The following is an 11,483-nucleotide window of genomic DNA, read 5'->3' on the forward strand; positions in this document are numbered from 1 at the left end:
ATTTACCGCGTTGTTGTTTTTGTCACGTACATTAGTACGCTTTAAAAATCTTCACTCTCAAACATATCAGCTGTAAACTCGACTATTTTGTTTCTACCTGTATTTTTAGCTACATAAAGAGCTGTATCAGCATATTTAATACACTTCCAGATTGTATCACCGTCTGTAGGGAACTTAGCAATACCAATACTTATAGTTTTTTGTAAAACTTCTCCGGAGCCTACTTGAAATTTCAAGTTCGCAAAAGCAGCATGGATTTTTTTGGCAACTTCTAAAGCTCCTTCGTTATTTGCATTATGCAACAATAAGACAAACTCTTCTCCACCATATCTAATTGCTAAATCAGCTTCACGAATACTCTCTTTTATTACACATGCTAATTCTACAATTACTTTATCACCAATATCGTGCCCATATGTATCATTTACCATTTTAAAGAAATCAACATCAAGCATCATAACACTATAAGTGTCACTATTTCTTTCTGATTTACTCATAATTTGATCTATAGTTTCTTCTAAAAATCTTCTATTATGCAGGCCAGTCATACCATCTCTAAGTGATGTGTCTCTTAATTTACCCATAAGTATTTGACTCTCTATTACAGGTTTTGCAGCCTCAAAATAGTGCTTTATACTTGTTATATGTGATGTGATTTCTTCAATTTCATCTTCAGTTTCCCCTGTTATAGAGATAGTTAATGAGATGTCTTTATTTATGGTAAATGGAATACATACATAGTTTTGTTTATCCGATAAGCATGATTGGCATAAATTAGGAAACTCGGTAGATATAGTAACACTTTTTGTTCTATATGCTCTACAATCACTAGCGTCTTTATCGATTTTATCCTTACATATAAGAGCACTTTCATCAGTGTTGAAAAATAGTGTTCTCTCATTTGTTATATTATTCGTTTCATAAAATGCAAAATTATTCAAATTGTATTTTAATTTTAGTATATCAATTATTCTTTTATAAACTTCAGCTTTTGAAGCATCAAGTTCAATAGTCTTTTTGAATTTATAAACATCAGAGAGTTCATTGATAATTGTTTTAGCTTCATGTAGCGGATCAGCTGAAGAGACACACCCTTGAGGTATAAATGTTGCAAGATTATATTTGATATCTCCAAATGTTTCTTGCATCTTTGAAAATAGGGTATTCATTTGGTCCACAATATTTTTAGCATCACCACCTACAGTAGTTTTAAAATTATGGGTAAAGTCTCCGCTATATGCTTTTTTAATACCACTTTGCAAATTAGAGAATAGTTTCATATATGGAGTGACATAATGGTTTAATAAGAAAAGAACAATTATTAAAAATAGCATATTTATTCCAAGTATTTTTAAAATTGTAATCATTCCGCTTGTTCTCATATCACTGATATCAAACTCCATACTTATTGCACCGAGGGTATCTCCTCTTTTTGCTTCATGACATGATAAACAGTTAGTGCTTCCACCATCGACAGTTGCTTTGTAAGGTATAGTGACTCGAAGAGTGATATCATTAGGGCTTTCAATTATTTTTCTAACTGTTTCCCCAGTGCTTAGAACTTTTTTATCTATAGCGTCTCTTACTGTTTCTTCATTTAGCCCTTCCCCATATTGCTTAATTACATGTTCACTTCTAACTAGCCATAGAGATTTCACGGATTTATTATTCGCTGATATCTGATTTAAAAAATATTCTCTTTTATCCATGATTCCATTGACCATATGTGCAGTTAGTCCGTCTTTAACAATAGTAGCTGTCATTTTTGACTTCTCAATAGCACTTTCAATACTGTAGTCTCTAAAATTTAGTGATATATTTATGATTGTTGCAGCGGTTAAACCAAGTAGCATAATAGCTACAATAAAAAGGAGTTTTAATTTTGTTCTCATATAGCTTCACTTTTGGCAAATTTTTAGATTCAAGTTAGATTTATAGATAGTATCAAATAAAAAATAAATTTATAATTAAAAGCCTTTTTATAAAGAATAACTTAAAAAGCAAGGAAAGTAAAAAATAGACATTAGTTTATTAACAATATTACTTCAAAGAACTATGCAAGAGCTAAAAATCTTGCAAGTTTGATTTTTTAAATACTCTTTGTTGTATTTCATTTCTAAAATTTGAGCAAAGAGTGTTTTGATAATCAAACTATAGAGTAAATTATATATTTGTCTCTATTTTGGTTAACAACTAGTACGGTAATAGCTTTAAATATTATTGCTATTATGAATGATTTAAGTACTAACTTGTGATCTTTAACTTATCACTGTTTATGACTAATTTGTAAATACACGATTTGGATTATAGGGTGTGTTGTATTTAAAAATAGAGTATATGATAGTTGCAAGTTTTCTTGAAACTGCAACAAGTCCCTCTTTTTTAGATTTGCCTTGACTTCTTTTAGTATCGTAGAGTTGCTTCATCTGTTTGTTATGTATCAGACAACTTACAGCACTAAGATATAGTGCATGCTTGACCAAAGAAGAGCCTCTTTTACTTAAGTGACCTACACTTTTAGAATTACCAGAGCTATTTTCTGTTGGAAAGAGTCCAAGATATCCTATAAACTTAGGTATAGATGGAAACCTCGTCAGGTCTCCACATTCACTAATAACAGCAGCTACAGTTTTATCACTTACTCCAGGTATGGTTTTAAGGTTATCAATAAGAGTGTTACTCTCTGGTAGCTCATCAAGTGTTGAACTATTAATGCCTTTTTTATCAAGCAAAGAGAGTATCTCAGCTTCAATAATATCTATCTCACTAAGATACATCTTTAAAAGCCTAATAGTACTTCTAATAGCTATTGCTCTTGCATCTTTAGCCTTACCTGAATAGATAGACTCTCTTGAGAGTTCTAGTAATCTTAGGGCTTTGTCTTTATTGAAGTTATTGCCTTGAATATGAGCAAATATCTTCATGATTCTATCAACGCTACTATGCTTATAGTGATATGCTGTTGGATACTTTTCAAGCAGAGCTAGACCACTTATGGTAAATGGATTTGTGAAGCTCTCAAACTCTGGAAATGTAACTGTTATTTGAGTAATGATTCTCTTCTTAACCTCTTTCATATCAGACTGAATAGAAGCACGATTTCTATAGAGTGTTCTAAGGCTCTGATACTCATCATCAGTTACATAACCTGATGAGTATTTGCCATCTTTTAAAAAGAGTGCTATAACTAAAGAGTCTATGTTGTCATTTTTTACTTTTTTCATAGTTATTTGTTCTCTATACCTTGAGGTTTGAAATGGATTGAGTAGTTTAACACTATAGCCCTTAGACTTTAAAAACTCTAAAAGGTTTTCACCATAAATACCAGTTGCTTCTATACCGATAATAAAGTCATCTTTATCTAAAGTGACACTATCTAAAATAGTAAGTAATTTTTCAAACCCTTTTAAATCATTGTTGATTTTAAAAGGCTTGTTAATAACCTTAGTTTCACTATCATCGATAACTGAAACAACATGAAAACTCTTTGCAATATCTATTCCTACGTAATACATCTCTATAATCCTTGTCGTGTAATCTTAAGTTGCCTAACAAAAAAACAAAAGTTAAATTGTTAGAATTCACAGCCTCGTTAATCTATGTGTTGTAGGTGCTAAAATAACAGCTACCCCAACAGCTTTTAATAAGTGATTAACAACTAAAGACACCAACTGGCTTAATGATGTAGTCAGTAGATATAAAATATTTTCATATCCTGCTATAAGGAAAAAAATGTTGTTTTATCTTTAGTCATAAACTGTGAAAGTTACAAGATTTGAAGTTAGTACTTCAATCTTAAAAGAGTAATACTTCTTTGCTTTAAAGTCAAAAAAACTTTAAAAAAGAACTACTTACTCATAAAAGAAATTATACGAGAGTATATATATGATAAATTTATACATATCGTTTAATTATGTTATATGCTTTTTATTCTACAGTGACACTCTTAGCTAGATTTCTTGGCATATCAACATCATTTCCAAGACGAATAGAAATCTCTAGTGATAAAAGTTGTACAACAACCATCATCTCAAAAAATTCTAACATATAGTCTTTGCATTTATTGATTTGTATGAAATCATCAGCTTTGTCAAACTCTATAGAGCTGATAGCACAGATAGTAGAGTCCCTTGCACTTAACTCTTCTACATTGCTTTTTGATTTTTCATAGTGCAGATGCTCTGGAAGCAGGGCAATAGTAAAAAGCTCAGGATCGGCAAGAGCAATAGGACCGTGCTTCATCTCTCCGCTTGGATAACCCTCAGCATGAAGATATGAAATCTCTTTTAACTTCAATGCGCCTTCGAGAGCTAATGGATAGAAAATATCTCTACCTATAAAGAAAAAACCGTGACCATGTAGGTATCTTTTTGAGAGACGTTTTAGCTTCTCATGCATCTCATCAGTCACTTTGACAGAGGCCGGGACTTCTCTCAGCAGTGATATTTGTCTAGCTATTTCTTGTGGTTTTAGAGAGTTGCGAAGTTTTGCAATATATAAACTCATCATCCAAAAAATTGTAACTTGAGTTGCAAAAGCTTTTGTAGATGCTACACCTTTTTCAATTCCGGCTCGAGTTAAGATAGTAGCATCTGCCAATCTTACCATTGAGGAGTTGTCAACGTTACAAATAACTAAAGTTTTTAGTCCTGCCTTCTTTGCCATTTTAAGTGTTTCGAGAGTATCAGCAGTCTCTCCGCTTTGTGAGATAACTACAAAAAGAGTATCTTTCGTCATTATGGGTTCTCTATATCTAAACTCACTTGCAATCTCAACAGAAGTTTTGATTTTAGAGTATCGCTCAAAAAGATAAGATGCACTTAGTGCGGAGTGATAAGAAGTTCCACAAGCACATAGTTTTATCTCATTGATTTCTTCAAATAAGTTTTTATCAATCTCATCAAAAAGAATCTCTTCATCATTTAGTCTGCCCATAAGAGTATCAGCTATAACATCACCTTGCTCATAAATCTCTTTTTCCATAAAGAAACGGAAACCATCTTTTTGAGCAGAGAGTTTATTTTGAGAAAGTTTTGTAAAGATAGGCTTTTTCATTTTTGCATCTTTATCAAATATAACAATCTCTTTAGAACTCACAAAACCATAATCACCATCTTCAAAGTAATTTACTTCAGTTGCATGACCGATAAGAGGAGTATCTGAAGAAGCAAAATATTTTTCATTTCCGTCATCTATACCTACAAGCATTGGTGAACCGTGTTTTGCAAAGAAGATAGTTTCAGGTTCAGACTTTGTTACAAGTAAAATAGCATAAGCACCCGCTAGTTCACCAATAGTTTTATCAAAAGCCTCAAAAGCGCTACTGCATACTTTTAGATTTTTCTCAAACTGGTGAACAATTACCTCTGTATCCGTTTGGCTTAAAAATGTAACGCCATCTCCAAGAAGCTCTTTTTTTAACTCTGCATAATTTTCTATTATGCCATTATGAACTACATAAGAACTTTCACCTAAGTGTGGATGAGCGTTTAGTTCAGTTGGTTTGCCATGTGTAGCCCAACGAGTATGACCGATACCTACTGCGAATCCATTTGTTGTATAATCTTTTGTTTTTTCTTCAAGGTTTACAAGTTTTCCAATAGCTTTATAGTTTGAAAATTGATTATCCTGCAAAACAGCAATACCGGCTGAATCATAACCTCTATACTCTAACTCTTTAAGACCATCAAGTAAAATTTCTTTAGTATTTTTTTCGCCTAAATATCCAACAATTCCACACATATTAGCTACCCTTTGTTAATAGTTCATAAATTTTTTCGACATTATTGCATATATCGTTTTGTTTTTCCATTAAGAAACTATCTCGAACCTTGTGTTTAGTTGAGTGAATCTTTGCCGTTACAATATTAATGCCAAGGGATTCAAAACAGTCCATTATGTAAGCTAATAGTCCTATCTGATTTTTTGTATTTATGTTGAGCTCAGCATGTGTTAACGAGTGTTCACAGTCGATGACTATCTCTTTTTTATTAATATTCACTTTTTTCATACCAACATGTCTGCTCATGTCAAAAGCATTGTTTACAATTTCTTCTACTTCAGCAAGTTCATCTCCATCTACATTTTTAATAAACTCTATTTTGAAATACTTGATGCCATCAAAGAGTGTAAATATTTCCATAGATGCAACATCTAAGTGACTTAAAGTTGCTAGAAGATAACCTACATTAAGCGGTACTTTTCTATAAATCTCAATACTTAGAGATTTTTGCGTGTAAATGTTGTAATCGTACTCTTTTGTCTCTTTTGCTTTTTTTGCAATTCTTATTATATCTTGAGGAGAGTGTTTGAAAAATAGCATATTTGACTCGACATGAAGAAGTTTAGTCTGAAGAAGTTTTGGCAACTCTTTAAAAGCATCAGAATTTTTAACACGTTTTTCGATTGTGATTCGTTTAGAGGCGTCCGTGATTCTTTCACTATTTTGTGAAACTTCCAATGCACTAGTGTATAGATCATGAAGAAGTTTAGAATTAAATGCATTGTATGTATTTCCACCGACACCATTAATATCTGCATAAGTAAGTATGTATAGTAATTTTAGGTTTTTTGTATCTTTTACTTTTGACATAAATTTATATAGAGTTTTTTCATTGTGAATATTCTCTTTAAAAGCTACATTACTCATAAGGATATGATGCTTTATAAGTGTCACTGCTCGCTCAAGAAGCTCCTCTCCAAAATTTATTTTACTTGCAAAAGAAACTATAAGTTTTGCACCAACTTCGCTATGGTCTTGCTTTCTACCTTTTCCTGTATCATGAAATAGTACAACAATTTTTAGCAAAAGTCTTTCATCTGCACTAAGCTCATCATGAAGTTCTTTAATAAAAGGTTCTTCGATATTCTCTAGTGCTTCGACACATTTTATTGAGTGATAGTCAACTGGGTAGTGATGATAACCGTCAAACTGTGGAAGATGCAGAACTTTTCTAAAGCTTGAGAATAGTTGATGCAGGATTCCTGCATCGTAAAATAGTTTTAAAAAGCAGTAGATATTATCTTTTCTTAGTAGCTCTTTAAGGAGCATATATGTCTCTTTTGTTAAAGGATAAGATATTTTAGTATATGTAAGTTGGTTTAAAAAACCTGCATCAAAGTGGTAAAATTTATCGGGTAGCGAGACTAAAAGTTTTAAAAGGATGTTAATCGGTTGAATCTTTAGGTTATAAGATGCAAAGAGTCTATCTTCTAAAAGGTAGATGCCACGGCTTAGGCGATTGTTTCTAAATTTCTTAACATAACTCATATTGGCGATATATGGTCTTACCATTTTTTTAACAAAAATCTGAGTAAAGTTACTTATACGCCACCCAGCGTGAAGAACTTTACTTAGCAACTTCTGCTCATTTTTAAAGCCCAGCATCTTTGAGACTTGTGGCATATGCTCCATGATAAGTCTGTCTTCTTGTTTATTTGTGATTAGATGTAGAGCACTTCTCACACGAAATAGAAGCTCTAAGGCTATTCTAAACTCTCTATATTCGTCATCTGAGAATACTTTTTGGCTTAAATCTCTTAAGCTGGTAACCCCATAAATAGTTTGAGCTATCCAAAGAAGAAGTTGTGTGTCGCGAAGACCTCCGACACTCTCTTTTATATTTGGCTGCATTGAAGTTGAGTATTTTTTTCTTCTTATCTGAGCTTCTTCAATCTTGGCGAGAATAAACTTTTTTTGATTGTGAAGTCTTATTCTATTTAGCTCTTTCCCCGTTGCATGCCAAGTAAAAGATGAACCAGTTACAAAGCGTGATTCCATAAGAGAAGTTCTTATGGTTATATCTTCATCGGCAGCTCTGAAAAGGTCTGACGTCTCATGTACTCTATGCCCGAGTTTAAGTCCTGCATCAAGAGCTAGATAAAAAAGTTTTTCTATAATGAGTTGAGAATTAAAGCCATCAATATCTTCGTAAACTATAAGAAGATCAATATCGCTGTGAACACATAACTGTTCCCGTCCATAACTCCCAAGAGCAACTATGGCTACAGGAATGGAACTCCTCATAGGCAAATAGTTACCAAAGACACGTCTTAGAACAGTTTTGTACATTAAAGAGATGATTGAGTCCAGTTTTTTTGTATGCTTAACTAAAAAATCTTTACCTTGTGAACTCTCAAAAAGCTCTGGCAAAGAAGTTTTGTACTCGTTAATATAGGCTTTAAAAAGTTTTGAAAGTTCAAAATCTGAGCCTTTTTTTTCTATGATATCTTCTATTTGTAACAGTATGTCCAAGTGAAATTCCTGAAATTTTTTTTATATTATAGTGTAGTTGTATAAATTTGATATAATCTTCAAGATTAAAATTTGAACAAATGGAGACAAAAATAATGACAATTACTAAAAGAGTAACTTTTATAGCAAAAGAGGGTGATGAAGCGAAAATGAAAGAGCTTTTAACTGCGATGGTAATTCCAAGTAAAGCTGAAGACGGATGTATACTTTATGATATTTATCAATATGAAAATAAGCCTAGAAAATTTATGGCGGTTGAGACCTGGAGAGATGAAGCGGCACTTAACGGTCACAAAGCATCTACTCATTATGCGGTATATAAATCTAGCTATGAGCCGTTTTGTGATAAAAAATATAGTGATGAACTAGAAATTTTAGGATAAAGCTTGAGCTATTTAATGGCGATAGATGCCGGAACAGGGAGTATTCGAGCAGTTATCTTTGATACTTTAGGAAATCAAATCTCTGTAGCACAAGAAGAGTGGACGCACTTGGCAGAAGATGGTGTAGCAAACTCTATGAGTTTTGATTTTAAAGCTAACTGGAAGCTTGTAGTTGGATGCATAAAAAAAGCTCTTGTAGAAGCGAAGCTAAGTGGCGAAGATATAGTTGCTCTTAGTGCCACAAGTATGCGCGAGGGAATTGTTCTTTATGATGAAAACGGAAGAGAACTTTGGGCAGTTGCAAATGTAGATGCGAGAGCCGATAAAGAAGTTAAGTATCTTAAAGAAAATTTTGCAGGCATTGAAGAAGAGTTCTACAAAGAATCTGGTCAAACTTTTGCATTAGGAGCATTGCCAAGAATCATGTGGCTCAAAAATAATAATCCTGAAGTTTATGAGAAAGTTGCAAAAATCTCTATGATTGGAGATTGGATTTTAGCTCGTTTGAGTGGAGTGATCGCAACAGACCCTAGTAACGGTGGAACAACCGGAATCTTCTCTTTAAAGTCTCGCAACTGGATGCCAAGCATGGCACAAAAAGTCGGTTTAAAAGATGATATATTTGTTCCTTGTTTAGAAGTTGGAACTTTTATGGGAACTGTAACTAAAGAAGCTTCAGATGAGACAGGACTATCAACCAATACTAAGGTAGTTATGGGTGGTGGTGATGTTCAGCTAGGCTCTGCTGGCTTAGGTGTTGTAGAGTTAGGTGATGTTGCAATTCTTGGTGGTTCTTTTTGGCAGCAAGTTGTAAACATCCCCAGTGACATAGAACCTCCAAAAGACATGAGTATAAGAGTAAATCCACATGTAATTGCAAATCAATCTCAAGCAGAAGGTATAACTTTTTTTAGCGGCTTAGTCATGCGCTGGTTTAGAGATGCATTTTGTGAGATGGAAAAACTTCAGGCAAAAGAGCAGGGTGTAGATGCTTATGAGATTTTAGAGCAAAAAGCCTCTAAAGTTCCTGTCGGTTCGTATGGAATTATCCCCATTTTTTCAGACTCTATGAAGTATGGGAAATGGTATCATGCAAGTCCGAGTTTTTTAAATCTTAGTCTCGACCCAGAAATTTGCAATCGTGCATCTATGTTTAGAAGTCTACAAGAAAATGCAGCGATAGTCTCGAGTATAAATCTAGATAAAATCAAAGAGTTTACAAACTTAGAAATAGATACTATTGTCTTCGCAGGCGGAGCAAGCAGAGGTGCTTTATGGTCTCAAATTTTGGCTGATGTAACAGGATGTACAATACGTATTCCTAAAGTTACAGAAGCAACAGCACTAGGAGCCGCAATGGCAGCAGGTGTTGGTGCTGGTATATATGACACAATCACAGAAGCAGCCAAAAAGTTAGTTGTTTGGGACAAAGAGTACAAGCCAAATATGAAAAACAATAAAATATACAATGAAATAAAAATAAAGTTTACAAAAGCTTATGAAGCCCAACTAAAGTTAGTTGATGATAATATCACGACTTCAATGTGGAAAGCACCTGGCCTTTAGCCGAAATTAAAGGTTGTTTTTCAAACTAGTTTATAGGCAGACACATCCCTATAAACTGATAATAATTCAAGGAAATAGATGTATTTATTTACAAGTGAAGTAGTAGCCCCAGGACACCCGGATAAGTGTGCAGACATAATTGCTGACAGTATAGTTGATAGATTAATAATCGCAGATTCACAATCAAGAGTTGCTAGTGAGGTTTTTGTAGCTGGTAATCATGTAGTAATCGGTGGAGAAGTTACATCAAAAGCTAATTTAAGCAATAAAGATTATGAAAAGATTGTAAAAGATGCTCTTATTGGCATCGGATATGACGGTAAAAGTGCTTTTACAAAAGAGCAGTGTCTCTATCCAAGTGAGGTAAAGGTTCAAGTGCTTTTAAATCAACAATCACCTGATATAAATCAGGGAGTTGATCAAGAAGACGGTGAGACCGGTGCTGGTGATCAGGGAATCATGTTTGGATATGCTTCAAGCGAGACTGCTGATTATATGCCTGCAGCTATTACATATGCAAGAGTTTTAAGCGATAAAGTTTATCATTATGCACTTAAACACAATCATAAACTTGGTGTTGATATTAAAACTCAAGTTACACTTGATTATGGAACTAAAGAGAATTTTGAAAACTGTAATCCTCTCTCAATTCATACTATAGTTGTATCTGCTCCATCAAATGAAGATATGGATATCACTGAAGTTAGAGAACTTCTTCAAGGTTTAATCGATGATGCTGGACTTCCAACTGATCTTTATGACCCTAAAAAAACTATTATTCATCTAAACCCAACGGGCAGATACGTAAGTCACTCTCCTTTGCATGATTCAGGTTTAACCGGTAGAAAACTAATCGTTGACAGTTTTGGTGGTTACGCTCCTATTGGTGGTGGTGCTCAGTCAAGTAAAGATTACACAAAAGTTGATAGAAGTGGTCTTTATGCTGGAAGATGGGTGGCTAAGCACATTGTTGCTGCAGGTTTTGCAAAAAAATGTTCAGTTCAATTATCTTACGCAATCGGTGTAGCAAAACCTACCTCAGTTTCTGTTGATACTTACGGAACAGTTTGCGAGGGTCTTGATGATGATAAGCTTTCTACATTTGTAAGTGAAAACTTCTCACTGACTCCTAATTGGATTACTAAGAAGTTTGGACTAGATAAGCCAAGTGCTGAAACTTTCCTTTATGCTGATGTTGCAGCTCGTGGACAAGTTGGTCAGAGTGATTATCCTTGGGAAAAACTAGACGCTTTGGATATTTTTAATAAATTAAAATAGTT

General features: G+C 33.7%; 7 protein-coding genes. 3 read left to right on the top strand and 4 right to left on the bottom strand.

Annotated features, from left to right (window positions below):
* Nucleotides 1-41: 41 nt before the first annotated feature.
* The 4 genes from ACLHDE_RS03615 to ACLHDE_RS03630 form a co-directional block, all read right to left on the bottom strand.
* Nucleotides 42-1,892, bottom strand: coding sequence for a GGDEF domain-containing protein (locus ACLHDE_RS03615; RefSeq protein ID WP_415397849.1), 1,851 nt, complete (start codon nt 1,890-1,892; stop codon nt 42-44).
* Nucleotides 1,893-2,279: 387 nt separating this feature from the next.
* Nucleotides 2,280-3,515, bottom strand: coding sequence for an IS110 family transposase (locus ACLHDE_RS03620; RefSeq protein WP_415395806.1), 1,236 nt, complete (start codon nt 3,513-3,515; stop codon nt 2,280-2,282).
* 412 nt (nt 3,516-3,927) lie between these two features.
* Nucleotides 3,928-5,742, bottom strand: coding sequence for a glutamine--fructose-6-phosphate transaminase (isomerizing) (gene glmS, locus ACLHDE_RS03625; RefSeq protein WP_415397850.1), 1,815 nt, complete (start codon nt 5,740-5,742; stop codon nt 3,928-3,930).
* 1 nt (nt 5,743) lies between these two features.
* A complete protein-coding gene (locus ACLHDE_RS03630) occupies nt 5,744-8,254 on the bottom strand; it encodes an HD domain-containing protein (RefSeq protein WP_415397851.1) in 2,511 nt (836 codons plus the stop codon).
* Nucleotides 8,255-8,349: 95 nt separating this feature from the next.
* Between ACLHDE_RS03630 and ACLHDE_RS03635 the strand changes: the two genes are divergently transcribed.
* The 3 genes from ACLHDE_RS03635 (at nt 8,350) to metK (ending at nt 11,481) form a co-directional block, all read left to right on the top strand.
* Nucleotides 8,350-8,637, top strand: a complete 288-nt coding sequence (locus ACLHDE_RS03635; RefSeq protein WP_415397852.1) for a putative quinol monooxygenase — start codon at nt 8,350-8,352, stop codon at nt 8,635-8,637.
* A 3-nt stretch (nt 8,638-8,640) separates the two neighbouring features.
* Complete coding sequence (gene lsrK / locus ACLHDE_RS03640; RefSeq protein ID WP_415397853.1) at nt 8,641-10,203, top strand: autoinducer-2 kinase; 1,563 nt, start codon at nt 8,641-8,643, stop codon at nt 10,201-10,203.
* Nucleotides 10,204-10,281: 78 nt separating this feature from the next.
* The gene (gene metK / locus ACLHDE_RS03645; RefSeq protein WP_415397854.1) at nt 10,282-11,481 is read left to right on the top strand and encodes a methionine adenosyltransferase; all 1,200 of its coding nucleotides are present in this window, start codon (nt 10,282-10,284) and stop codon (nt 11,479-11,481) included.
* Nucleotides 11,482-11,483 lie beyond the last annotated feature (2 nt).

The organism is Sulfurimonas iocasae (assembly GCF_047716755.1).
GTDB lineage: Bacteria > Campylobacterota > Campylobacteria > Campylobacterales > Sulfurimonadaceae > Sulfurimonas.

Coding starts and splice junctions, on each gene's coding strand:
- ACLHDE_RS03615 (WP_415397849.1), bottom strand. CDS start 1,892: ATGAGAACAAAATTAAAACTCCTTTTTATTGTAGCTATTATGCTACTT.
- ACLHDE_RS03620 (WP_415395806.1), bottom strand. CDS start 3,515: ATGTATTACGTAGGAATAGATATTGCAAAGAGTTTTCATGTTGTTTCA.
- glmS (WP_415397850.1), bottom strand. CDS start 5,742: ATGTGTGGAATTGTTGGATATTTAGGCGAAAAAAATACTAAAGAAATT.
- ACLHDE_RS03635 (WP_415397852.1), top strand. CDS start 8,350: ATGACAATTACTAAAAGAGTAACTTTTATAGCAAAAGAGGGTGATGAA.
- metK (WP_415397854.1), top strand. CDS start 10,282: ATGTATTTATTTACAAGTGAAGTAGTAGCCCCAGGACACCCGGATAAG.